Below are 22,727 nucleotides of genomic sequence, written 5' to 3'. Positions count from 1 at the left end.
CTCCGACACCCGATACGCTGCTGGAATGTCGGGTCTGGAGCAGGCGCAGGAGCGGATGCGGTCCGCTGGGGTGGCCGAACGAGCCGTGGACGTGTTCTCGGCGTTTTATCGCCAGCTGGGCGACGGGGGCTCGGGGCTGATCCGCGAGGCGGACGTTGATCCGCTCGAGGGCATCGACCACGCCAGCGCACTGCAGGTCTCCGAGGAGGACTGCCGCGCGGCTGCTGATGTCACCGCCGTCATCAAGCTCAACGGCGGGCTGGGCACCTCGATGGGCCTGGACCGTGCCAAGACGCTGCTGCCCGTGCGTCCGGGACAGAACTTCCTCGACGTGATCGTCGGTCAGGTGCAGCACGTGCGCGAGCAGCACGGGGTGCGGCTGCCACTGGTGTTCATGGACAGCTTCCGCACCCGCGACGACACGCTGGCCGCGCTGCAGCGCCATGGCGACATCGCTGTCGACGGCCTCGACCTGGACTTCCTGCAGAACTCCGAGCCCAAGCTGCGCGCCGATGACCTCACCCCGGTCGACTGGCCGGCCGACCCCACGCTCGAGTGGTGCCCGCCGGGCCACGGCGATCTCTACACGGCGCTGGAGGTCTCCGGCGTCCTGCAGACCCTCATCGACCGCGGCTACCGCTATGCGACGGTCTCCAACGCCGACAATCTCGGTGCGGCTCCCGACCCAGCCATGATGGGGTGGTTCGCGGCGTCCGGTGCGCCGTACGCGGCCGAGGTCTGCCGGCGCACCCCGGCCGACGTCAAGGGCGGTCACCTGGTGGTGCGCCGCAGCGACGGCCGACTCGTGCTGCGCGAGACGGCACAGACCGATCCCGATGACGTCGCGGCCGCGACCGACCTGACGCGACACCGCTACTTCCACACCAACAACCTGTGGTTCGACCTGCGGGCTCTGCAGACGCTGCTGCGCGAGCGCGACGGGGTGCTCGGGCTGCCCCTGATCCGCAACACCAAGACCGTCGACCCGGCCGATCCCACCAGCACCCCGGTCGTCCAGATCGAGTCGGCCATGGGGGCCGCGATCGAGGTGTTCGACGGCGCCACGGCCATCGAGGTCGATCGGTCCAGGTTCCTGCCGGTCAAGACGACCAACGACCTGCTGCTCCTGCGCTCGGACGTCTACGGCATCGGCGACGACCACCGGGTGCGGGCTCAGGTGGAGCCTCCGCAGGTCGATCTGGATCGCCGCTTCTTCACCACCATCGCGGACTTCGACGCCCGCATCCCGGCCCCGCCGTCGCTGGTCGGTGCGACGGCGTTGACGGTGCGTGGCGACTGGCGCTTCGAGCGCGACGTGACCGTGCACGGCGCGGCCACGCTCGACGACACCGGCGCCGCAGAGCGTGTGGCTGCGGGCACACAGTTGGGCGACGGCTAGGCTGCCTGCATGGCAACGGACGACGAGGCACGCCCCGAGGGCACCAGTCGTCCCGATACACCTCCCGAGCAGACCCCGCCCACGGCCGATGGGCCCACCCCTGACGTCATCGCACCACCCGGGGTGACTCCCCCCATGGAGGACTCCACCCCCAACGAGCCCGAACCGGCACCCGAGCCTGGGCCGAAGCCACGGGCGCGTCCCCGGCCGGCCAGCATCGCTGACGGTCGCCTGACGGTCGAGGACCATCTCGAGCAGATCCTGCGCGGCATCGGTCCCCTCACGGCGTACGACCAGCCCCTGGTCGAGTCGTTGGGCCTGCCGCTGCACGACGCGTTCGTCAGCGAGATCGATCTGCCGCGCTTCGACAACGCCTCCATGGACGGCTACGCGGTGCGCGCGAGCGACATCGCCGGCGCGAGCGAGGGGTCCCCGGTGGTGCTTCCGGTCGTCGGTGAGATCGCCGCCGGATCGTCCAAGCCGTTCGCGATCAGTGCCGGCACCGCCGTCAAGATCATGACGGGCGCGCCCATCCCGCGCGGCGCCGACGCGGTCGTGCCCTACGAGGCCACCGACCGTGGCAACAACCGGGTCTCGATCCGCGAGGCCGCCGAGTCCGGTGCCCGCATCCGTCTCAGGGCCACCGACGTCACCACCGGCGACGAGGTGCTGCCGGCCGGCACGGTGCTGGGTCCCCGCGAGATCGGCCTGCTCGCCTCGCTCGGCGCCCCCCGGGTGCGGGCGAGGCCCCGTCCGCGTGTGGTCGTGATGTCGACCGGCTCGGAGCTGCGCGAACCCGGCACCCACCTCGACTACGACTCGATCAACGACGGCAACAGCTACATGCTGGCCGCGGCGGTGCGGGCCGCGGGCGCCATCTGCTACCGCGTCGGAGCCGTCGACGACAATCCCAAGACCTTCCGCCGGGTGCTGTCCGATCAGCTCGTCCGCGCCGATCTCGTCGTCACCAGCGGCGGCATCAGCAAGGGTGACCACGACGTCGTCAAGGAGACGCTCTCGGCGCTCGGCACCGTCGACTTCGTCGAGGTGGCCATGCAGCCGGGCAAGCCGCAGGGCTTCGGCAAGGTTTTCGACGAGCAGACCCCCATCATCACGCTGCCGGGAAACTCGGTGTCGGCGTACGTCTCCTTCGAGGTCTTCGTGCTGCCAGCCATCCGCCGCATGATGGGCCGCACCCCGTACCGTCGACCCATGGTGCACGCGGTCCTCGCGCAGGACGTCACCTCCCGGCCGGGCGTGCGGCAGTACCTGCGCGGCATCTTCGAGGTCACGCACCGCGGTGCCAAGGTCACCCCGCTGGAGGCGACTGGCTCGCACCTCGTGGGTGACCTGGCCCAGGCCAATGCGCTGATCATCGTGGGTGAGGACCAGACGGCGCTCAACATGGGTGACACCGTCCGCACCCTCGTGCTCGACCGGCCGTTCTGAATCCGCCATGAGTGACCGCTTCACCCACCTGGACGAGGCCGGCGCGGCCCGCATGGTCGACGTCACGGGCAAGGACATCACCTCGCGCTCGGCGACGGCCCGCGGCCGGGTCGAGGTCAGCGCCGAGGTCATCGCACTGCTGCGCAGCGAGGGCATGCCCAAGGGCGACGCGATCGCGACGGCCCGCATCGCGGGCATCATGGCGGCCAAGCGCACGCCCGATCTGGTGCCGCTGTGCCATCCGATCGCCATCAGCGGGGTCGAGGTCGACCTGCAGGTGACCGACGACTCGGTCGTGATCGAGGCGACCGTGCGCACCGCGGATCGCACCGGTGTCGAGATGGAGGCACTCACCTCGGTCACGGTCGCGGCGCTCACCGTGATCGACATGGTCAAGGCCGTCGACAAGGGTGCACGCATCACCGACGTCGAGGTCGTGGCGAAGTCCGGCGGTCGCAGCGGCACCTGGACCCGCTCGTGATCAGGACCGCTGCTGTGGTCGTGGCGTCGAACCGCGCGGCCAGCGGCGTGTACTCCGACACCACGGGTCCGCTGCTGGTCGAGGCGCTGCGCGGGTGGGGCTTCGAGACGCCCGATCCCGTCGTGGTGCCCGACGGTGCACCGGTCGGTCAGGCCGTCGCCGATGCGGTGAAGGCGGGCGTGGCTGTGGTGTTGAGCACCGGCGGCACCGGCATCAACCCGACCGACCGCACGCCCGACGTGGTCGGGCCACTGCTGGATCGGGAGCTGCCCGGCGTAGCCGAGGCGATCCGCGCGTACGGAATCGCTCAGGGCGTTCCCACCGCCGCGCTGTCGCGTGGTGTCGCCGGAGTGATCGGACGCACGCTCGTCGTGACGGTCCCCGGATCGCGCGGGGGAGTCAAGGACGCGATCGCGGTCCTGACCGACCTCGTGCCGCACGCCGTCGACCAGCTTGCCGGGGGCGACCACCCGCGCGCGCCCGAGTCGTCGGCGTGACCCTCGGCTGGCCGGTCGAGCTGGAGCATGGCTCGGTGGGTCTGCGGCCGCTGCGTCGCCGCGACTCGACCACGTGGGCCAGGCTGCGCCGCGACAACGCCCAGTGGCTGGGCCCCTGGGACGCCACGATGCCGCCGGAGGGCGGGTCGGCGTCCACGTCGTACCTGGCCATGACTGGTTCCCTGCGCAGTCGCGCCCGTCGTGGCCAGTCCATGCCGTTCGTGACGACCTGGGACGGCGAGATGGTGGGCATGGTCACCGTCAGCAACATCGCGTGGGGGTCGGCGCGGACCGGCACCATCGGATACTGGGTGGCGCAGTCGCATGCGGGGCGTGGCATCACGCCCACCGCCGTCGCCCTGGTCTGCGATCACCTGTTCACGACAGCAGGCCTGCACCGGGTCGAGATTGCGATTCGACCCGAGAACGTGGCGAGCCTGCGCATCGTGGCCAAGCTCGGCTTCACCCCGATCGGCATGGCGCCGCGATATCTGCACATCGCCGGGGCCTGGCGCGATCACCAGGTGTTCCAGATGGTGGCCGAGGACGTGCCGCGCGGAGTGCTCGAGCGCGCCACACGAACCACATGAGTCACAGATTTCGGACCGACACACCATGAGCGTCCGCGAGTTCGGGGCTCACAGGACCTACCGTCGTATCCGTGGGACCGAGTAGCGGACTAATCATTGCGTTTGTCGTCGCCGTGTGGGCGGCGTACTTCGTGCCGCTCGTGCTGCGCAGATACGACGAGGCCGGCAAGACTGCCTCGGTCCAAGAAGCTGGCGCCACGGGCCGAGTGATCGCTGCAGCACGCTCCGTCGTCTCCGACACCGACGTGTCCGAGCCCGAGGCCGCGACGCCCCAGAAGTCACCCACGGCGCCCAGCGCGGCTCCGCACGTCCCGCTCGATCGTCCGGCGGCGCGGCTGGCCGCTCGTCGTCGTCGCCGCACCCTGCAGACCCTGCTCGGGCTGCTGGCGCTCACCGTGGCCGCTGCCTTCACGCCATACGTGCCGTGGCTGGCCGTTGCCGCCCCGGCCACGTTGATCGTCGCCTGGCTCGTGGCGTGCCGCATCCAGGTCCGCGGCGAGCGTGGCCTGTCGGTGCCCCAGGCGCCCCGTGTCCGCATTCCGCGTCCCACCTCCAAGAAGCGTGCGTCACAGAGCGCCGCGGCGACGTCGGCACCTCGCACGCCCGACCAGGAGGACACCATCGTGGTCTCGGGTCAGTTCGAGGAGGTCGACCCGGGTCGCAAGCACGAGATGGAGCGCGTCGCTCTGGGCGAGGACGCCCTCGACGACCAGATCGTCATCGCGGTTCCCAGCGTCTCCACCACGGGCGAGGCCCTGTGGGACCCGCTGCCTGTCACGCTGCCCACCTACGTCACCAAGCCGCGTGCCGGTCGCACGGTCCGCACCATCGACTTCGCCCAGCCCGGCGCCTGGACATCGGGTCACATCGAGGGTGAGGACGTCGTCCTGCCCCAGCGTCCGGCGCAGCGTGCTTCGACCGATGCTGGCGGCGACGAGCGCCACGCGGTTGGCTCCTGAGCCCCTGCTAGGGTTTCTTCCCGAGGGGCATTGGCGCAGTTGGTAGCGCGCTTCGTTCGCATCGAAGAGGTCAGGAGTTCGAATCTCCTATGCTCCACCATGTCTGAGGGCTCCGCGCCATGTGCGGGGCCCTCAGTTTTTTATTGTTCCGTGAGGCTGTGGTCAGTCACAGGTTTATCACCAGTATCGCTGGTATCGCGGGGTCAATAGTTCATCGGGACTACTGGAGTAGTCCTTCAAGGGACTCCTAATGACTATAGTCCCGGGACTTTATTCCCCATAGGTTCCCTCTTGGGAGACGCGCTCATCCGGGCGCGGCACAGAAACATCAAGAGGGAGAACTCAACATGCACGCATTCACCAAGCTGTTCGTGGTCCTGTCGTCGTTCGAGGCCACCATCACCGAGCGTCGCGACGAGCGCGGCGTCACCGCGATCGAGTACGCGCTGCTCGCGGCCGGCATCGCCGCCCTCGTCGGAATTGCAGCACTTGCCCTCGGCAACAGGATCTCGGCCGCCTTCCTCACCATCCTCCCCTGAGGTTGGACCTGACGATCAGCTGACGTCGCCGTGGGGTCCGGTCCGGACCGCGGCGACGTCAGTTCGTCAGTCCGCCGTCATCATGACGACACGTCGCCGAGGCGACCACGGAGTTGCTGCCGTGGAGTTCGCGCTCATCGCCCCCCTCCTCCTCGCCCTCATCATGGGCGTCATCGAGTATGGCGACCGCTTCAGGAACACGGCGACGTACGACAACGCAGCACTCGTCGCGGCTAGGTCGTACTCGATCAGCGACACTGCAGGCACCGCGACCTCGGCCGCCCGCAACGCAGGCATCCCCGCATCGGTGACGCCTACCTACTCGTTCACGTTCGACGACGGCAGCCCGGCATCGAGCTGCATGCCAGCATCGGACGGCACGTATCCCAATGTCACCGTCACCATCAGTCGCACGGGCGTCCCGGCCGTGACGCCGCTCCCGCAGCTGCTGCCCGGAATTGCCTCGACCTTCACGATCACCGGAAAGGCGGTGGCGCGATGCGCTGCCTGACCGCTCGTGCCGAACGCGGCGTCGTCGCCGTCATGTTCGCGGTCGCCGCCCCGATGCTGATCGCCGCGGTCGGTCTCAGCGTCGACGTGGGCAATCTCGTGCTGCAGAACGGAAGCGTGCAGAAGGCAGCCGACAGCGCCGCCCTGGCGATCGGCCAGGACTGCGCTCGCGCCACACGACAGGGAGCGACCTCCACCCAGCTCCAGCGCTGCACGCCCGCTGGCGCGCTCGCGACGGCCCAGCTGATGGTCGCCGGCAACGCCACGGGATCCTCGCCGAGCATGCCGAGCTCGCTGACACCAGGTCAGGGCACCATGTCGCTCACCGTCTCCAAGAGTGTGCCGATGAGCTTCGCCGCCATCGTGGGCGTCGAACCCAGGACGGTCACGGCCAGCAGCACGGTCGCCTGGGGCCAGGTCCCGACCGCAGCCACGACGATGCCGCTGACGCTGGACACCTGCGACTTCAACGCGTGGAGATTGAACCCGACTTCCGAACGTAAGCTCTACCGGTACGACGCCGCTCCACGCTTTTCGCAGACCGAGCCGATCACGTGTGAGGCGCCCGACGGCGGAACCAACACCAGCATTGGTGGTGCGTTGTGGGTGGGCAACCTGGACAGCCCCGGGTTCGACGCCTCAACCTGTCTGGCCTCGACCGCGCTGGGACCCAACAACGGAAAGATCTTTCCGCAGAAGTATGAGTTCCCGCAGAGCTGCACCGATCGGATGAACGCCTTGGTGCCGGGAAAGACGTATCTGATGGCGATCGGTGAGCACGACGGTTGGAGCGGCTGGGGCACGACGTTGTGGCCTCGTGTGGGCGGTTACGCGCCGTTCGTCATCACCGGGTGGCGGCTCGGGGACCAGAACACCGTGAGGTCCTCGCACCTGGACCCGTCCGCGCCCCCGTGCACGGGCAGCTGCCGAGGCATCCAGGGTTACTTCACCGGGTGGGTCGGCGGGCTGGAAGGCATCGACTCCTACGGCACTGACCCCAACGCCGACTTCGGCTCCATCCGCGTCAAGCTCACGAGCTGAGAGGCCCTCATGAACAAGAAGTTGCTCGCCCTGCTGCTGGCCGGCGTGCTGGCCCTCGGCGGCGTGGTGGCGACCGTCATGTACGCGCGAGCCGCTGACGCGCGTGCCTTCGGAAACGCCGAACTCGTGCCCGTGCTCGTCGTGACACAGCAGGTCCCGGCCGGTTCGCCCGCCGATCGACTGGCCGGGAGCCTGGAGACCAAACGAGTCCCGAAGGCGCTCGTGCCGGATGGAGTCGTCACTGATCTCGCCGCGCTCGGGCAGGAAGTGACCAATGCGGTGCTCGTCCCGGGGGAGACACTGCTCGGGGCGCGCTTCGGCGAGGCGAAGAAAGCCGTGGACAAGACGGACCTGCCCGAGGGGATGCAGCGGCTCGACCTGCTGCTGGAGGCGCCGCGGGTGCCGAGTGGCCTGAAGGCAGGTGACCTCGTCGGAGTGCTGGCGAGCTACGCCGGGGAGAACGCGGGTGGTTCGGACGCGAACTCGACCAAGCTGGTGTTGTCGAAGGTGCGGGTCATCGGCCTGGAGGACGGGGTTGCTGGCGGCCAGGGTGAAGCCGCGGTGGGTGCGGGCACCAAGATCACCCTCGCCGTGAACACCGCCCAGGCCGAGCAGATTGCCAATGTCGCCGAGTTCGGCACCATCTGGCTGACCGGGCAGAACGACGAGACCGACGTCGCGTCGAGGAGGACACCGTCATGAGGGGCGTCTTGCTGGTCGGTGGAGACGGCGGGCTGGAGTACCGGCTCGGGCGGATCAGCGGCGACAAGCTCCAGAAGGTACCGCTCGACGAGATCTTCCGGCCCGGCTTCGACATCGGCCAGATCATCGATCCGGCAGCGCCGCCGAGCGCCCTTCTGCTTGGCCCAGAGCTCGACCAGGAGACGATGCTGTGGATCGCATCGTCGGCCGACGCTCTGGGCACCGGGACCGCGGTGATCGCTGTCGCCGAACCGACGCCGAAGCTGATGGCCGCCGCGATGCGCGCCGGAGTGCGTGAGGTGCTCGACCTCGACGCCCCCGACGATGAACTCGAACGCGTCCTGCTGTGGGCCCGCACCCATTCGTCTCGACTCACCGCGCCCAAGCACGTGGGGGTGCCGCACAGCAATGGCCGTGTCGTTGTCGTCGCTTCGCCCAAGGGTGGAGTCGGCAAGACGACCGTCGCGGTCAACATGGCCGTCGAGCTCGCCCGGATCGCGCCCTCGCAGGTGGTGGTCGTGGATCTGGACCTGCAGTTCGGCGACGTCGCGACGATGCTCGACCTCCAGCCCGATCATTCGATCGCCGACGTGTTCGCCAGCGGTGGCGGCCTCGACACCCTGATGCTCAAGACGTACCTCGCCGCACATGGGAGCGGGCTGTGGCTCGTCGCGGCCCCCAACTCGCCTGCTGCAGCCGACGTCGTTGACGCGTCCCACGTCAAGGAGCTGCTCCAGGTCCTGAAGGGAGCGTTTCGCTACGTCGTCGTCGACACCGGTTCGGGGCTCGACGAGCCCACGCTCGCGGCCCTGGAGGTCGCGACCGACGCGGTCTTCGTGTCCAACCTGGACGTTTCCAGCGTGCGCAACATGCGCAAGGAGGTCGAGATCCTCGGCACGGTCGGCCTGCTGCCAGAGCGTCATCGGCTGGTCGTCAACATGGCGGACCGGCGTTCGGGCATGAAGCCTGGGGACGTCTCCGCGGTCGTCGGCCTACCTGTGGGTGCGGTGATACCCAGGTCGCCCGAATTGTTGCTTGCATGCAACCAAGGCGTACCGCTGCTGACAAGCAAGAAGCACGGTGGCGCAGCCGCGAAGTCGTTGCGCGGCTTCGTGACCGTCCTCGCAGCTGAGGGGAGCGAACCTCATGAGTCTGTCTGAGCGGCTTGATGCACAACGCCAGCCGATTCCACCAGCCCGCCAGGCCGGCCACCCGGTCGAGGCGCCGGAGCCGGAGCCGAAGCAGTCGGCGGCGATGACGCAGCTGAAGACGGCGGCCATCGCGACGCTGCTGGAGAGCGTCGGTTCTCGCCTCACTGATTCCTCGATCACCGACGACCAGCTGCGCACGGTGGTCCGGCGCGAGCTGACGGACATCATCGCAGCACAGCAGGTGCTGCTGACCCATGAAGAGCGGCACAACCTGATTCGCGACATCGAGGACGATGCGCTGGGCCTCGGTCCGCTGCAGCGTCTGCTCGATGACCCCACGGTCAGCGAGATCATGGTCAACGGACACGAACGCATCTACGTGGAGCGCAGCGGCCGATTGATGGACTCCGGCACGGGATTCGTCTCCGAACAGCAGCTGCGCCGAGTCATCGAGCGCATCGTGTCGAAGGTCGGGCGTCGCATCGACGAATCCTCGCCGATGGTCGACGCGCGTCTGCAGGATGGTTCGCGTGTCAACGCGGTCGTACCACCTCTGGCCGTGCATGGATCATCGTTGACGATCCGCAAGTTCTCCGACACCCCCCTGGTGGTCAGCGACCTGATCCGCATGAGCACCATGACCGAACCGCTTGCCGAGTTCCTGAACGCCTGTGTCGAGGCACGTCTGAACATCCTGGTCTCCGGCGGTACCGGCACCGGCAAGACGACATTGCTCAACGTGCTCTCGTCGTTCATCCCGTCGTCCGAGCGCATCGTGACGATCGAGGACGCCGTTGAGCTCAAGCTCATGCAGGACCATGTCGTCACGCTCGAGAGCCGGCCGCCCAACATCGAGGGGAAGGGCGAGGTCACCATCCGTGACTTGGTGCGCAACTCGCTGCGCATGCGACCCGACCGCCTCGTGGTCGGTGAGGTCCGAGGCGGCGAGGCCCTGGACATGCTGCAGGCGATGAACACGGGCCACGACGGCTCCCTGTCGACCCTGCACGCCAACACGCCGCGCGACACAGTCTCGCGGCTCGAGACCCTGGTGCTGATGGCGGGCATGGACCTGCCGCTGCGAGCTGTGCGTGAGCAGATCTCGTCGGCCGTGGACCTGGTGGTCCAGCTGTCTCGCCTGCGGGACGGCACGCGTCGCATCAGCTACGTGACCGAGGTGCTCGGCATGGAGGGCGAGAATGTCGTGCTCCAGGACATCTTCTTGTTCGACCACGCAGCCGGGCTGGACGCCACGGGACGCATGAAGGGGCTGCCGACGTTCACCGGCGTGCGGCCGCGATTCATCGACAAGTTCGAGGAGATGGGGCTGGCTTTCGACCAACAGAAGTTCATGGCGCGGGTGGCTGGTCACCGATGATGCTCGGCCTTGGCGTCCTCTGCATGCTGAGCGCGTTCGGCGTGGCGCTGTACCTCGTGCTGCAGCCGAGTCTCGTGCGCGTGGCGCCGTCGAGGCGCGGTCGGACCGGCTCCGAGACCGGACTGAGCACGTTTGCCGATCGATTGGCGGGGGCGGTGGACAGCGCCCTTCACAAGGGTTCGTGGTCCCCGGTCAGCGCTGTGTCGCTGGAGCTGGCGGGAATCTCCACGACCGTCGGCACCTTCCTGGTGACCGTCGGGGCGGGCGCGCTGGCGACCGTCCTGCTCGTCACCGTGGTGTCGGGCAGCTGGTTGTTCGGCCTGGCTGCCGCAGCGCTCGTCTTCCTGGGGGCCAAGGTCGTCCTGTCGAATCGAACGGCCAAGCGACGGTCGGCCTTCGCCGCGCAGCTCGATTCCACTCTGCACCTGCTGGCCTCTGCGCTGCGCGCCGGGCACAGCCTGGCTCGTGCCCTCGACACCACGGCGCGCGAATCACTGTCACCGACGGCTGGCGAGGTCGGGCGTCTGATCAACGAGAATCGCATCGGACGCGATCTTGTCGACTCCATGCACACCACGGCTGACCGCATGGCGAACGAAGACTTCCACTGGGTGGCTGATGCCGTGGCGATGCAAAGAGAGACCGGCGGCAACCTGAATGAGGTGTTGGAGCGGGTCGGTAACACGATTCGTGAACGCAATGCCCTGCTGCGGGAGGTTCACACCCTCTCGGCCGAGGGGCGCGGTGGCGCCAAGGTGCTGATGGCGCTCCCGATCTTGGTCGGTGGCGGCCAGGGCCTGATCAATCCCGCTGGGCTGGGGCAGCTCTTCGGCACCACCACAGGTCACATCGCGCTCGCCGTGTCTGGTGTCCTTTATCTCGCTGGTGTGCTGTGGATGCGTGCCATCACTGCGGTGAAGCTGTGATCAGCCCCGTGCTGTATCTGGTCGGGGGACTGCTCCTGCTCGCGATCGCCGCGTGTGCGTGCGCGTACGCCTTCGACCTGTTCCCGGCCGGCCGGGCCGACGTGCGCAACAGGCTGCTCGCGCGCGACGGCGTGGGCGGTGCTCGAGCAACGACTGAGGCTGGCGGCTTCAACGCTGAGCGTGGTTCGCTGGGCGTGTGGCGCCACGCGGCCAGCGCCAAGGCTTTGAAGGCGATGGAACGAAACCTTTCGATCGCCGGAAAGCCGCTGGACTCCCTGCGAACCCTGCTCATCATCAAGACGGTGGCGCCCTTCCTCGTCGCCTTCACAGGCTGGGCCTACGTCAAGGGAACTGACAACCCGCTGATCTGGATCGGCCTGCTCATCGGCGTGTTCGCGGCGTACCAGTACCCGAACATCTACTGCGCCTCACGTGCGACCGAGCAGCAGGCCGCCATGGTGGCCACGCTTCCAGATGTTCTGGACCAGATCACGATCGCGCTCGATGCCGGCATGAGCTTCGAGGCGGCGTTCGCCCGGGTGGGCGCGACGAATCGTGGGCCCCTGGGTCCGCAGATCGTGCGGACCGTCCAGGACCTGGCGATCGGGATGCCGCGCCGTGAGGCCTATCTCGCGCTGGCGGAGCGCAATGATGTCGACGACCTGACGCAGTTGATGCGCAGCTTGGTGCAGGCCGAGGAGTTCGGCGTGCCGATCGCCCAAGTGGTCCGACTGCAGGCCGATGAGATGCGCGACAAGCGTCGCCAGCGGGCCGCTGCGAAGGCGCAGACCGTTCCGCTGAAGTTGTTGTTCCCGATGATGTCCTGCTTCCTGCCGGTGCTGTTCATCATCTTGCTCACGCCCGCCGTCATGAATCTCGGCGCGGTGCTCTGAGGTCGTTGTGGAGCGGCGCTTGGGTGGCTAGATCCAGCGCGAGAACCACATGCGGCTGAACCACGAGTCGTAGGAGATCAGCTGGTCGGTCAGGATGGGGTGGAACCACCAGAACAACCCGATCGTGGTGACGACGAGCCCGCCGGACAGCGCGCCGACGACATAGCGGCCACGTGCGGTGGCAGAGCGTTGGTACAACGCTGACACGACCATCGCGATGGCCACGATCATGAACGGCAGCACCGTGACGGCGTAGAAGCTGAAGATCGGCCGGTCCGCGTTGGCGAACCACGGCAACCAACCCGACAGCACACCCACCACCGGGACCGCCCACCGGCCGTCGCGAGTGCGGATCCACGCGAAGGCGGCAGCCAGGGTCACGGCCACACCGGTCCACCACACCGCGGGGTTGCCCAGGATCGTCACGACTCGGATGCAGCTGGAGTCGGCGGCCGCGCCGCAGGTGGCGGCCGCCAAGTCGTTCTGGGCGTCGACGCCGACCGGCCGCTCCAGCACCAGCCACCCGAGCGGATTCGACTGGTAGGGATGGCTGGCGGTGTCGAGTCCGCCGGTGTGGAACTCGTACGTCATCTGGTGGTAGTGCCACAGAGAGCGAAACGCGTCGCGAGTCTCACCGAGGAACCCGGTGGGCGTCCGGTCCAGGTAGGTGCCCCACGGGGCCGAGTAGTCGCCGTAGCCGTATCCGAACCGCGCCTCGTAGATCTCGTGGTTGACCAGCCAGCCGGTCCACGTGAGCAGGTAGACGCCCAGGGCGACCACGACGATCCACCCGAAGGCCGGAATGCCGGTTCGCAGCAGTGACCACCACCCCGCGCGGCGGGCCCAGACCTCCCACACCACGACCAGCAGGCCGAAGGCAGCGAGGCTGTACAGGCCGCTCCACTTGGTCGCCACCGCCAGGCCGAAGCTGACGCCGGCAGCGAGCTGCCACGGCCGCCACCAGCCCCGCAGCTTCTCGGCAGCCATCGCGTGGTCGTGATCGGCAACGAGGCAGGCGACGCCGACGAGGATCCAGAAGGCGAGGAACACGTCGAGCAGAGCGACCCGGGACAGCACGAAGTGCATCCCGTCGAAGGCCAGCAGCAGGCCGGCGAGCATGCCGATGACGGTCGATCCGGTGAGTCGTCGCACCAGCCGGGCCAGCACCAGCACGGTCAGCGACCCGATCACGACCGCGGCGATGCGCCAGCCGAACGGGTCGAGGCCGAACATCGACTCACCGGCGGCGATCAGCAGGTGACCGGCCGGGGGATGCACGACCCAGGACGGATCACCGGTCATCAGGCCGCTCAGGTCACCGGCGACGATCTTGTCGTTCGCGTCCTCGACGAAGTCCTGGGCATAGCCCACCTGCAGCATCGACCAGGCGTCCTTGGCGTAGTACGTCTCGTCGAACATCAACCGGTTCGGCCGCGCCACGTCCCAGATGCGGAGCACGAACGCCAGCAGTGCGATCCCGATGGGTCCGATCCACCCCCATGTCTGCTGACCCACGCGCACGCGCCCAGCGTAGAGGGCGTTCCTCACCGGTGGGCAGGTCTCGCGGCCGGGGGCAGCAGTACCGGGTCGGCGGCAGGGGCCTCGTAGGGACGTTCGGGCAGCTCCGCGACCTGTGAGACGCACCACGGGCTGACGGTGGTGTGACCGGAGAGGACATCGTCGCGGAACGTCGCCCACGGCACCCACGCGTGGGCGGCCACCTCGGCCGGATCGGGCCGGACCTCGTCGGTGGTGAAGGCCACGAAGACCGGGCACATCTCGTTCTCCACGGTGCCGTCGGCCATCGTGCACCGATACCGGAAGCTCGGAGCGATCAGGCGCACATCGGTCAGGGTGATCCCGAGCTCCTGGCGGGCACGGCGGCCGACGGCAGCGATGAAGGGCTCGCCGGGAGCCGGGTGGCCGCAGACGGAGTTGGTCCACTCGCCCGGCCAGGTCACCTTGTGCCAGGCGCGCTGGGTGAGCAGCAGGCGGTGCTGGCTGTCGAACACGTAGCAGGAGAACGCGAGGTGCAGCGGGGTGTCGGGGCCGTGCACGCCGGCCTTGTCCGCAGTACCGATGGCATGGCCGTCCTCATCGAGGAGCACGACCTGCTCGGACGCGCTGCTGACGCCGGTGGTGCTCATGCTGGCCGGGCGAGCTGGTTGACGGCGGCGTCGAAGGCCCAGGGGAGGGCGGCGGCGGCACGCACCAGATGTCTCCGAGGAGCCGGGTGCCGGGTGCTGCTGAGCAGCGCCTGGGTCAGCAGGTCGTGACGCCAGGTGAGCCGGCGCCAACCCCTCTCGTAGGAGTCGGGGTGCCCTGTCGCGATCGCGGCCACAGCCGCCCGCGCCTGCGCCAGCCCGGAGGCGACTCCCTCGCCGGTCAGTGCGTCCACGTAGCCCGCGGCGTCGCCGGCCAGCAGCACTCGACCCGCAACCCGGCGTCGTGATCGCTGGCGCAAGGGGCCGGCGCCCCGTGTCCCCACCAGCGTGTGGTCGGCCAGCCGCGCCCTCAGCGAGGGCAGCCCAGCGAGATGTTCGGTCAGCGATCCCGTGCGGCTGCTGAGCACGGCGATGCCGATCAGGTCGTCGGCGACCGGAGTCACGTAGGCCTCCGCCCCCGACGACCAGTGCACCTCCACGCAGTCCGACCAGGGAGCGGTGGCGATGTGGGCTCGCTGGCCGAATCTGCGCTCGCCGCGTGTCGAGACGTCGAGACCGAGCAGTCGACGGACGGGCGAGTGCAGGCCGTCGGCCGCGAGCACGTACGCCGCTGGATCACCGTCGACGAGAACCCGGCGGGTGTCCTGGGTCACCGCTCGAACCGGACGGGGTGTGACGGGTATGCCTGCCATGTCGACGGCGTGGCGCAGGCTCCCGTGCAGGGCCGTGCGGCGCACTCCGCGACCGGGGCCATGTCGAAAGAGCGCACCTGCCTCATGGGTGTCGTCGACGTACCGAATCCCGCGCAGCAGGTGGCCGGGCGGGTCGACCCCGAGATCGGTGAGCAGGCTCAACGCACCGGGCATCAGGCCCTCTCCACACGCCTTGTCGATGGTGCCATCGCGAGGCTCGCGGATCTCGACATCGAGTCCGGCCCGGGCTGCGTACAACCCAGCTGCCAGGCCCACCGGCCCGCCCCCGGCGATGATCAGGTCACGCATCACGCGGCTCCAGCCGCGGGAAGTCCGGCCAGCGCCTCGTTCTCGACCCGGATCCGCACCGTCAGCAGACCGGCGTTGACGATCGTGAAGACGAGTGCCGTGATCCAGGCACCATGGATTAGTGGCAGTGCGACTCCCTCGATCACGACGGCCACGTAGTTGGGGTGGGAGAACAGCCGGTAGGGCCCCGTGGTGACCGGCGCCAGCCCCGGCACCACGATGACGCGGGTGTTCCAGCGCCGACCCAATGCGGTGATGCACCACCAGCGCAGGACCTGGGCAGCAATCACCAGCGCCAGCATCGACCACGCCAGCTCCGCCGCCACGTCCGAGCGACGGAGGACGTAGGCCTCCACCAGCATGGCGATCAACAGGCCTGAGTGCAGGACGACCATGAAGCGATAGTGGCCCTGACCGGTCTCACGGCCGCCCTGGCGCATCGACCACGCGGCATTGCGCCGGGAGACGACGAGCTCGGCCAGCCGCTCGAGGGCGACGAGTGCGACGACGACGGTGAAGGCCGTCAGACTGGTCACGAGGCCGCCTCGAGCAGCACCAGCTCCAGGCAGAACCCGGGTCCCATCGCCATCAACACACCCAGGGAACCCGGCTCCGGCGGACGCTCATCCAGGGTGTCGGCGAAGATGTGCAGCACGGACGCCGATGACAGGTTGCCGATCCTGGCCAACGAGCTCCAGGTCATCTCGACCGCCTCGTCGGGCACCTCGAGGGCCTCCTGGATGGCTTGGATGACCTTCGGGCCACCTGGGTGGCAGACCCACCAGCCGATGTCGGCGCGGGTCAGTGCATGGCTGGCCAGGAAGGTGTCGACGTCGCCCTGCAGGTGTCGATCCACCAGCTTCGGCACCTCGGCGTCCAGCACGATCCGCAGTCCGGAGCTGGTGACGTCCCAGCCCATGGCCTTCTCCGTGTCCGGGTACAGCCGGCTCCTGGAGTCGAGCACCCGAGGGCCCCCGGCGCTCCGGCCACGGGTGGCTCGGTCTCCCCGTGAGACGACCGCCGCGGCGCCATCGGCGAACAGTCCGCTGGCGACGAGGTTGGCGATCGAGACGTCGTCGCTCTGCATCGTCAGCGAGCACAGCTCGACTGCGACCAGCACCGCCACGTCCTCGGGTCGGCCGAGGAGGTAGTCGTTGAGGCGGGCGATGCCCGCAGCCCCTGCGACACACCCCAGACCGACGATGGGCAACCGCTTGACGTCGTCGCGCAGACCGATCCGGGCGGCGATCCGCGCGTCGAGAGAGGGAACAGCGAGACCCGTCACGGTCGTGGACATGATCAGGTCGACGTCGGCCGGCTCCAGATCGGCGGCGTCGAGGGCCGTCTGCAGCGCCTCGGACCCGAGCCGGACCGCCTCCTCGATGAAGAGGTCGTTGGTGGCGCCGAAGTCGCCGAGCTTGGCGTACGTGTCCAGGGGCAGCACCAGATGGCGGGACTGGACGCCGGAGTTGGCGTGGAGACGGCGCAGCAGCTGCTCGTTCGCACCGTCCTCGGCGGACACCATCGCGGCGAATGCGTCGGTGATCTCCTCCTGCGGATAGCAGAAAGAGGGGAGGGCGCCGCGTATGGAGAGGATCTGCATTTTTCCTACCTTCTCGAGGTGAGCGTGGGGCGATGGGCGAGCAGGCCATGGGCCAGCCCGGCGGCGAGTCGAGGGGTGATCCGGCCGTCGCCGAGACCGAGCTCGACCAGGGCGTCGAAGGACTTCTGGCTGCGCCGGGCGGCATGGATCGCGGCGTCGAGCACGGTGGGTGATCGGCTCAGTCGGGCTGCTGTCCAGGTGTGGTGCAGGTGGGTGCGGAGCAGACGGCTGACGGCGCTGTCGTAGCGGGTGGCGGCGCCCGGGCCGGCGGCGACCGCACGGCCCGCGGCCAGTCCGGTCGCGACCGCGTAGTAGATGCCCTCGCCGGTCATCGGGTTCACCAGGTGGGCGGCGTCGCCGACCAGCAGCACCGGGTCCGTGGACGTCTCAGGTCGCCAGCCGGACAGTGGCAGGTGATGAGCCTTCCAGGACGTGCCGCCCTCGGCGCTGCCAGGGATCAGCCGCTCCAGGTCCTCCAGCATCGAGGCGCGGGTGGGGCGGTCGGCAGGGTCGACGATGAATTCGCCATATCCCACGTTGGCCAGGCCGTCGCCGCGGTCGAACGACCATGCGTACGAGGGCCGGCGACGGTCGCCGTAGACGATCGTCTGCAGGCCCGCGCGCTCCGGCGGGGTGGGGGAGTAGCCGCGGATCGCCACTGCGCGTCTCGCCACGGCGAGGCGCCCGACCAGCCCGCGGATGACGGAGTAGGCGCCATCGGCGCCGATCAGCATCCGGGTCCGCAGCACGTCGTCCACGGTCACGCCGCCGGAGTCGACCTCGATGGAGCGCACCCGGTGTCGGCGCAGCGTCGCACCGGCGGCCACGGCGTGCTCGACGAGGCGGGCATCGAACACGTCCCGAGGGATGACCCAGACGGGGCGCGCCAGTCGCCCTTCGACCCGGCGTTCGCCGTGATGCAGGTCGAGCCGGTGCAGCGGTTCCCAACCGTCGGCGACGTCGAGGACGCCGACCCCTGCCAGCGCGTCGAAGACGTGGGGAGCGATGCCGTCACCGCAGGACTTGTCGCGCGGAAAGTCCTCACGATCGACCATGAGCACTCGCAGGGAGGGATCGGCCCGCAGGGCGCCCAGTGCCGCGCTGGCCCCTGCCGGACCTGCGCCGACCACGATGAGATCCCAATGCTCGAGGAGATCCCAGTGCTCGAGACGAGCCGACGGCTCACTCATATCGCGAGCACCAACGCCACGACGTCGACCAGGGCGATCGCCATGGCGGCCTGGAACGGCCGCCGTCCACCGGTGCGCAGCGCCAACGCGGCGAGTGTGATCACGACGAGCCCGGCGACCACGACCAGCGGCCCGAACGGGAGGGCGACGAGCAGGATCGCGGACGCGATGACGAACAGCACGACAGCCATCACCGACACGGCGCGGGCGCCGTGCCGGTCAGCCACTCGGTGCGGGAACCCCGACACCCCTGTTCGGGCGTCGTCGTCGAGGTCAGGCAGGACGTTGACCAGATGAGCGCCGACTCCGAGCAAGGCCCCGACCAGGGGTACCCACCAGGCGACGTCGACGTCGGCGGCGAGGCCGGGTGCGGCGGCCAACGAGGCAAAGGCGACGGCATACGGAAGCCAGGACAACCCCGTTCGCTTCAACCCCAGGTTGTAGGTCTGACCGCCCACGACGATCAGCCAGAGTGCGGCAGCCGGTGGGCCGATTCCCAGGGGCAACGGGAGGAGCGCGGCAAGCCCCAGGGCGATCACGGCAGCGATCTGGACCATGCGTTGCCCCAGGTCGCCGGTCGCCAGTGGCTTGTCGGTTCGGCCGGCCCGTCGGTCGCGGTGCAGGTCGAGCAGGTCGTTCCCCCACCCGATGCTCAGCTGGCCGGCGAGCACCGAGGCGATCAGCAGCACCGCACGCCGCGCGTCGAGGTCGACGGCGATGCAGAGCAGGGCCGCGATGGTGGTCACCGCGATCGTGGGGCCGGGGTGGCTCGCGGTCAGCAAGATCCTGACGAGATGCAACGCACCGCGAGGAGTCGAGGTCGTGGCCACGGCATCCACCCCTTCGTTGGTACTCCTCAGGCCAGTCTCGTTGAGATGATGCTTTGTCGCCGGTAGACCTGCGACGATGGGATGGTGTTGATCCTGGCGGCGACTCCGATCGGACGGGCCGACGACGCGAGTCCTCGGTTGCGTGAGCTGCTGGGATCCGCAGACGTGGTGGCCGCCGAGGACACCCGGCGGCTGGGCCGGCTGGCGAGCGACCTCGGCGTCGAGATCACCGGCCGGATCACGTCGTACTTCGAGGGCAACGAACAACGCCGTACCCCCGACCTCATCGCGGATCTGCAGGCCGGCTCGACGGTCCTGCTGGTCACCGACGCCGGCATGCCGAGCGTCTCCGATCCCGGCTACCGGCTGGTCGCCGCGGCCGTCGAGGCCGACATCGACGTCACCGCCGTGCCCGGACCGTCCGCCGTCCTGACCGCCCTGGCCGTGTCGGGCCTGCCGGTCGACCGGTTCAGCTTCGAGGGCTTCGCCCCGAGAAAAGCCGGTGAGCGCGCCCGCGTCTTCGGCGCCCTGGCCACCGAGCAGCGCACCATGGTGTTCTTCGAGTCGCCCCACCGCACCGAGGCCACGCTGGCCGCAATGGCGCAGGCGCTCGGTGGCGATCGCAGGGCAGCACTGTGCCGTGAGCTGACCAAGACCCACGAGGAGGTCGTGCGCGGCAGCCTCGACGAGCTGGTCGCCTGGGTGCCGGCGCAGGAGCACGGTGTGCGCGGCGAGGTCACCCTGGTCATCGCTGGCGCCTCGCCCGAGCAGCGCGAGTGGGCCGCCGACGAGCTGCGCGCGCTGGTCGACGAGCAGCAGGCCACCGGCATCAGCCGCAAGGACGCCGTGGCCGCGGTCGCGGCGTCCACCGGGGTGCGCCGCAGAACCGTCTTCGATGCCGCTCACTAGATCACTAGGATGGTCAGCGTGCCTGCTGACAAGTCGTTCTACCTGACCACCCCGATCTACTACGTCAACGATGCTCCGCACATCGGGCACGCGTACACCACGCTGATGGGCGACATCCTGACCCGTTGGCACCGCCAGCGCGGCGAGCGCGTCTGGTACCTCACCGGCACCGACGAGCACGGTCAGAAGGTGCTGCGCAAGGCCGAGGCGAGCGGCGTCGAGCCCCAGGCGTGGGTCGACCGGCTGGTCGAGACGGAGTGGAAGCCGATGCTGGAGACCATCGACGTCGCCAACGACGACTTCATCCGCACCACCGAGCAGCGTCACATCGACGGCTCGAAGGCGTTCTGGGAGGACCTCTACGCGCGCGACGCCGTCTACAAGGGCGAGTTCGCCGGCTGGTACTCGGTGGGCTCGGAGGAGTTCGTCGGCGACGACGACGTCACGCCGGGCGAGGGCGACGACGCCGGTTCGATGGTCTCGACCCTCGACGGCAGCCGGGTCGAGCAGGTCACCGAGGAGAACTACTTCTTCCGGCTCTCGGACTACCAGCAGCGGCTGCTCGACCTGTACGAGCAGCAGCCCGACTTCATCGCCCCCGCGTCGTCGCGCAACGAGATCATCTCGTTCGTGCGCCGCGGCCTGCGCGACCTGTCGATCTCGCGCTCCACGTTCGACTGGGGCATCGAGGTGCCGTGGGACGACGAGCACGTCATGTACGTGTGGATCGAGGCGTTGCTGAACTACGTCACCGCGATCGGCTACGGCACCGACGAGGAGCGCTTCGAGGAGCTGTGGCCCGCCGTGCACCTGGTGGGCAAGGACATCGCACGGTTCCACGCGGTCATCTGGCCGGCCATGCTGATGGCCGCCGGCCGCCCCGTCCCGCACCGGGTCTTCGCCCACGGCTGGCTGCTGGTCGGCGGACAGAAGATGTCCAAGTCCAAGGCCAACGGCATCCACCCCGACGAGCTGGTCGCGGTGTTCGGGTCCGATGCCTACCGCTACTACTTCGCCCGCGCCCTGACCTTCGGCAGTGACGGATCGATCTCCTACGAGGACATCCACGCCCGGTACCACGCCGACCTGGCCAACGGGCTGGGCAACCTGGCCTCCCGCGTCTCGGCCATGATCGGCAAGTACTTCGAGGGATCGCTGCCGGCTGCCGGGACGGTCACGTCGGCCGAGCAGGCCGTCATCGACCTGGCCGCCACTGCGGTCGCCGATGCGGACGCCGCGATCGAGGCGCTCGCCCCCCAGGACGCCCTGAACTCGATCTGGCGACTCGTCGACGCCCTGAACGGCTACCTGGCCGAGCAGGCGCCGTGGAAGGTTGCGAAGGAGGATCTCGACCGCACCGCCACCATCTTGGCGACGGCAGCCGAAGGTCTCCGTGCGTTGGCAGTCGTCCTGGCGCCCGTGATGCCCAAGGCGATGGCTGTGCTGTGGGACTCCCTGGGTGCCACCGAGGCCATCGGGCCGCTCGCGGACCAGCGCATCGCTGACGCGGGCCGCTGGGGACAGCTGCCGGCCGGTACTCCGATCACCAAGTCGGCCTCGTTGTTCCCCCGAATCGAGGAGAGCAAGGTCGAAGAGAGCAGCGCCGAGGCGTGAACCTCACCGAGGGATGGCCCGAAGCGCCAGAGCCCCTGCCCTCGCCGGTCGTGGACAACCACTGCCACCTCGACCACCCGATCCGGGCGGCCAAGGGGGAGTCCGCGTCGCTGATCGGCGTCGACGAGGCGCTCGACCGTGCGGCCGCGGTCGGTGTCACGCGCGTGGTCCAGGTGGGATGCGATCTCGCGGGATCGCGCTGGGCCGTCGAGACCGCGACCGCCCAGCCGTCCGTGGTGGCCGCCGTGGCACTGCACCCCAACGAGGCACCCGACCTCGCGGTCGCCGGACAGCTCGACGACGCCCTCGCCGAGATCGACCAGCTCGCCGCCGACCCCCACGTTCGCGCTGTGGGAGAGACCGGGCTGGACTACTTCCGCACCGGCGCGGAGGGCCACGGAGCCCAGCACGCGTCCTTCCGGGCGCACATCGCCATGGCGCATCGGCACGATCGGACGCTCGTCATCCACGACCGTGACGCCCACGACGACGTGCTGCGCCTGCTCGACGAGGAGGGTGTGCCCGATCGCACCGTCATGCACTGCTTCTCCGGGGACGCCGACTTCGCCCGCGCGTGCGTGGAGCGCGGCGCGTTCTTGTCCTTCGCCGGCACGGTCACGTTCAAGAACGCCGAGAACCTGCGCGAGGCCCTGGCGGTAACTCCGATGGACCGCATCCTGGTTGAGACCGATGCGCCGTTCCTCACACCCACACCCCACCGGGGGCGGCCCAACGCCTCGTTCCTGATCCCGCTCACGGTCCGCCTCATGGCGGGGGTTCTGAGCGTGGAGGTCGACGAGCTCTGCCGGGCGATCGCCGCCAACACCGATCGGGCCTTCGGCGGCCCCTGGGAGCATCGGACTTGACGCATCGGGGTCTGCGGCTACTGTTGAACGCTGG

At 69.0% G+C, this 22,727-nt stretch carries 24 protein-coding genes and 1 tRNA gene; 18 read left to right on the top strand and 7 right to left on the bottom strand.

From position 1 onward, the window contains the following. Nucleotides 1–25: 25 nt before the first annotated feature. The 15 genes from ACHAA3_RS02045 (at nt 26) to ACHAA3_RS01975 (ending at nt 12,515) form a co-directional block, all read left to right on the top strand. On the top strand, nt 26–1,399 hold the full coding sequence (locus ACHAA3_RS02045) for a UTP--glucose-1-phosphate uridylyltransferase (protein WP_435707264.1): 1,374 nt from the start codon (nt 26–28) through the stop codon (nt 1,397–1,399). A 9-nt stretch (nt 1,400–1,408) separates the two neighbouring features. Beyond that, nucleotides 1,409–2,848, top strand: a complete 1,440-nt coding sequence (gene glp / locus ACHAA3_RS02040; protein WP_435707263.1) for a molybdotransferase-like divisome protein Glp — start codon at nt 1,409–1,411, stop codon at nt 2,846–2,848. Between the two features lie 7 nt (nt 2,849–2,855). Then, nucleotides 2,856–3,329 carry a cyclic pyranopterin monophosphate synthase MoaC gene (gene moaC / locus ACHAA3_RS02035; RefSeq protein WP_435707262.1) on the top strand — a complete coding sequence of 158 codons (474 nt, stop codon included), beginning with the start codon at nt 2,856–2,858 and terminating at the stop codon, nt 3,327–3,329. Between the two features lie 20 nt (nt 3,330–3,349). Beyond that, nucleotides 3,350–3,826, top strand: a complete 477-nt coding sequence (locus tag ACHAA3_RS02030) for a MogA/MoaB family molybdenum cofactor biosynthesis protein (protein WP_435707261.1) — start codon at nt 3,350–3,352, stop codon at nt 3,824–3,826. Continuing rightward, on the top strand, nt 3,823–4,416 hold the full coding sequence (locus tag ACHAA3_RS02025; RefSeq protein WP_435707260.1) for a GNAT family N-acetyltransferase: 594 nt from the start codon (nt 3,823–3,825) through the stop codon (nt 4,414–4,416). The genes ACHAA3_RS02030 and ACHAA3_RS02025 overlap by 4 nt, the downstream gene beginning before the upstream one ends. Nucleotides 4,417–4,487: 71 nt before the next feature. Beyond that, nucleotides 4,488–5,375, top strand: coding sequence for a divisome protein SepX/GlpR (gene sepX, locus ACHAA3_RS02020; RefSeq protein ID WP_435707259.1), 888 nt, complete (start codon nt 4,488–4,490; stop codon nt 5,373–5,375). 24 nt (nt 5,376–5,399) lie between these two features. Beyond that, a tRNA-Ala gene (locus tag ACHAA3_RS02015) sits at nt 5,400–5,475 on the top strand. Between the two features lie 247 nt (nt 5,476–5,722). Further along, the gene (locus ACHAA3_RS02010) at nt 5,723–5,914 is read left to right on the top strand and encodes a Flp family type IVb pilin (RefSeq protein WP_435707258.1); all 192 of its coding nucleotides are present in this window, start codon (nt 5,723–5,725) and stop codon (nt 5,912–5,914) included. 82 nt (nt 5,915–5,996) lie between these two features. Then, a complete protein-coding gene (locus ACHAA3_RS02005) occupies nt 5,997–6,425 on the top strand; it encodes a TadE/TadG family type IV pilus assembly protein (protein WP_435707257.1) in 429 nt (142 codons plus the stop codon). Further along, complete coding sequence (locus ACHAA3_RS02000; RefSeq protein ID WP_435707256.1) at nt 6,413–7,465, top strand: pilus assembly protein TadG-related protein; 1,053 nt, start codon at nt 6,413–6,415, stop codon at nt 7,463–7,465. Before ACHAA3_RS02005 ends, ACHAA3_RS02000 begins: the two co-directional genes overlap by 13 nt. A gap of 9 nt (nt 7,466–7,474) precedes the next feature. Continuing rightward, nucleotides 7,475–8,167: a Flp pilus assembly protein CpaB gene (gene cpaB, locus ACHAA3_RS01995; protein ID WP_435707255.1), complete on the top strand. Its 693-nt coding sequence runs from the start codon at nt 7,475–7,477 to the stop codon at nt 8,165–8,167. After that, a complete protein-coding gene (locus ACHAA3_RS01990) occupies nt 8,164–9,327 on the top strand; it encodes an AAA family ATPase (RefSeq protein WP_435707254.1) in 1,164 nt (387 codons plus the stop codon). The genes cpaB and ACHAA3_RS01990 overlap by 4 nt, the downstream gene beginning before the upstream one ends. Then, a complete protein-coding gene (locus ACHAA3_RS01985; RefSeq protein WP_435707253.1) occupies nt 9,314–10,696 on the top strand; it encodes a CpaF family protein in 1,383 nt (460 codons plus the stop codon). The genes ACHAA3_RS01990 and ACHAA3_RS01985 overlap by 14 nt, the downstream gene beginning before the upstream one ends. Nucleotides 10,697–10,719: 23 nt before the next feature. Beyond that, the gene (locus ACHAA3_RS01980) at nt 10,720–11,622 is read left to right on the top strand and encodes a type II secretion system F family protein (RefSeq protein WP_435707252.1); all 903 of its coding nucleotides are present in this window, start codon (nt 10,720–10,722) and stop codon (nt 11,620–11,622) included. After that, nucleotides 11,619–12,515, top strand: coding sequence for a type II secretion system F family protein (locus ACHAA3_RS01975; protein ID WP_435707251.1), 897 nt, complete (start codon nt 11,619–11,621; stop codon nt 12,513–12,515). Before ACHAA3_RS01980 ends, ACHAA3_RS01975 begins: the two co-directional genes overlap by 4 nt. A 27-nt stretch (nt 12,516–12,542) precedes the next feature. Here ACHAA3_RS01975 and ACHAA3_RS01970 read toward each other — a convergent pair whose 3' ends face one another. Genes ACHAA3_RS01970 through ACHAA3_RS01940 form a run of 7 tightly spaced genes read right to left on the bottom strand, consistent with a single transcriptional unit; the run spans nt 12,543 to nt 19,304 of the window. After that, nucleotides 12,543–14,036: a dolichyl-phosphate-mannose--protein mannosyltransferase gene (locus tag ACHAA3_RS01970; protein WP_435707250.1), complete on the bottom strand. Its 1,494-nt coding sequence runs from the start codon at nt 14,034–14,036 to the stop codon at nt 12,543–12,545. Between the two features lie 23 nt (nt 14,037–14,059). Continuing rightward, nucleotides 14,060–14,662, bottom strand: a complete 603-nt coding sequence (gene idi, locus ACHAA3_RS01965; RefSeq protein ID WP_435707249.1) for an isopentenyl-diphosphate Delta-isomerase — start codon at nt 14,660–14,662, stop codon at nt 14,060–14,062. Then, nucleotides 14,659–15,681, bottom strand: coding sequence for an NAD(P)/FAD-dependent oxidoreductase (locus ACHAA3_RS01960; protein WP_435707248.1), 1,023 nt, complete (start codon nt 15,679–15,681; stop codon nt 14,659–14,661). The genes idi and ACHAA3_RS01960 overlap by 4 nt, the downstream gene beginning before the upstream one ends. Next, complete coding sequence (locus tag ACHAA3_RS01955) at nt 15,681–16,217, bottom strand: isoprenylcysteine carboxyl methyltransferase family protein (protein ID WP_435707247.1); 537 nt, start codon at nt 16,215–16,217, stop codon at nt 15,681–15,683. The genes ACHAA3_RS01960 and ACHAA3_RS01955 overlap by 1 nt, the downstream gene beginning before the upstream one ends. Then, nucleotides 16,214–17,284, bottom strand: coding sequence for a type III polyketide synthase (locus ACHAA3_RS01950; protein ID WP_435707246.1), 1,071 nt, complete (start codon nt 17,282–17,284; stop codon nt 16,214–16,216). The genes ACHAA3_RS01955 and ACHAA3_RS01950 overlap by 4 nt, the downstream gene beginning before the upstream one ends. A 5-nt stretch (nt 17,285–17,289) precedes the next feature. Further along, nucleotides 17,290–18,474 (bottom strand): NAD(P)/FAD-dependent oxidoreductase, encoded by a 1,185-nt coding sequence (locus ACHAA3_RS01945; protein WP_435707245.1) that lies wholly within the window; start codon nt 18,472–18,474, stop codon nt 17,290–17,292. Further along, a complete protein-coding gene (locus ACHAA3_RS01940; protein ID WP_435707244.1) occupies nt 18,471–19,304 on the bottom strand; it encodes a UbiA family prenyltransferase in 834 nt (277 codons plus the stop codon). The genes ACHAA3_RS01945 and ACHAA3_RS01940 overlap by 4 nt, the downstream gene beginning before the upstream one ends. A gap of 81 nt (nt 19,305–19,385) precedes the next feature. Between ACHAA3_RS01940 and rsmI the strand changes: the two genes are divergently transcribed. The 3 genes from rsmI to ACHAA3_RS01925 are packed head-to-tail and all read left to right on the top strand — an operon-like array spanning nt 19,386 to nt 22,693. Further along, on the top strand, nt 19,386–20,213 hold the full coding sequence (gene rsmI / locus ACHAA3_RS01935; protein WP_435707243.1) for a 16S rRNA (cytidine(1402)-2'-O)-methyltransferase: 828 nt from the start codon (nt 19,386–19,388) through the stop codon (nt 20,211–20,213). A gap of 18 nt (nt 20,214–20,231) precedes the next feature. Continuing rightward, nucleotides 20,232–21,827, top strand: coding sequence for a methionine--tRNA ligase (metG, locus tag ACHAA3_RS01930; RefSeq protein WP_435707242.1), 1,596 nt, complete (start codon nt 20,232–20,234; stop codon nt 21,825–21,827). Beyond that, nucleotides 21,824–22,693: a TatD family hydrolase gene (locus ACHAA3_RS01925; RefSeq protein WP_435707241.1), complete on the top strand. Its 870-nt coding sequence runs from the start codon at nt 21,824–21,826 to the stop codon at nt 22,691–22,693. The genes metG and ACHAA3_RS01925 overlap by 4 nt, the downstream gene beginning before the upstream one ends. The last annotated feature ends 34 nt before the right edge of the window (nt 22,694–22,727 follow it).

The sequence above is a fragment of the Aeromicrobium sp. CF3.5 genome (genome assembly GCF_051262695.1).
Lineage (GTDB): Bacteria > Actinomycetota > Actinomycetes > Propionibacteriales > Nocardioidaceae > Aeromicrobium.
This window is presented reverse-complemented; position numbering and strand designations above follow the sequence as displayed.

Excerpts from the sequence above, each read along its gene's own strand:
- ACHAA3_RS02045 (WP_435707264.1), top strand. The coding sequence starts at position 26 with ATGTCGGGTCTGGAGCAGGCGCAGGAGCGGATGCGGTCCGCTGGGGTG.
- glp (WP_435707263.1), top strand. The coding sequence starts at position 1,409 with ATGGCAACGGACGACGAGGCACGCCCCGAGGGCACCAGTCGTCCCGAT.
- moaC (WP_435707262.1), top strand. The coding sequence starts at position 2,856 with ATGAGTGACCGCTTCACCCACCTGGACGAGGCCGGCGCGGCCCGCATG.
- ACHAA3_RS02010 (WP_435707258.1), top strand. The coding sequence starts at position 5,723 with ATGCACGCATTCACCAAGCTGTTCGTGGTCCTGTCGTCGTTCGAGGCC.
- ACHAA3_RS02005 (WP_435707257.1), top strand. The coding sequence starts at position 5,997 with ATGACGACACGTCGCCGAGGCGACCACGGAGTTGCTGCCGTGGAGTTC.
- ACHAA3_RS02000 (WP_435707256.1), top strand. The coding sequence starts at position 6,413 with ATGCGCTGCCTGACCGCTCGTGCCGAACGCGGCGTCGTCGCCGTCATG.
- cpaB (WP_435707255.1), top strand. The coding sequence starts at position 7,475 with ATGAACAAGAAGTTGCTCGCCCTGCTGCTGGCCGGCGTGCTGGCCCTC.
- ACHAA3_RS01990 (WP_435707254.1), top strand. The coding sequence starts at position 8,164 with ATGAGGGGCGTCTTGCTGGTCGGTGGAGACGGCGGGCTGGAGTACCGG.
- ACHAA3_RS01985 (WP_435707253.1), top strand. The coding sequence starts at position 9,314 with ATGAGTCTGTCTGAGCGGCTTGATGCACAACGCCAGCCGATTCCACCA.
- ACHAA3_RS01980 (WP_435707252.1), top strand. The coding sequence starts at position 10,720 with ATGCTGAGCGCGTTCGGCGTGGCGCTGTACCTCGTGCTGCAGCCGAGT.
- idi (WP_435707249.1), bottom strand. The coding sequence starts at position 14,662 with ATGAGCACCACCGGCGTCAGCAGCGCGTCCGAGCAGGTCGTGCTCCTC.
- ACHAA3_RS01960 (WP_435707248.1), bottom strand. The coding sequence starts at position 15,681 with ATGCGTGACCTGATCATCGCCGGGGGCGGGCCGGTGGGCCTGGCAGCT.
- ACHAA3_RS01950 (WP_435707246.1), bottom strand. The coding sequence starts at position 17,284 with ATGCAGATCCTCTCCATACGCGGCGCCCTCCCCTCTTTCTGCTATCCG.
- ACHAA3_RS01945 (WP_435707245.1), bottom strand. The coding sequence starts at position 18,474 with ATGAGTGAGCCGTCGGCTCGTCTCGAGCACTGGGATCTCCTCGAGCAT.
- rsmI (WP_435707243.1), top strand. The coding sequence starts at position 19,386 with ATGGTGTTGATCCTGGCGGCGACTCCGATCGGACGGGCCGACGACGCG.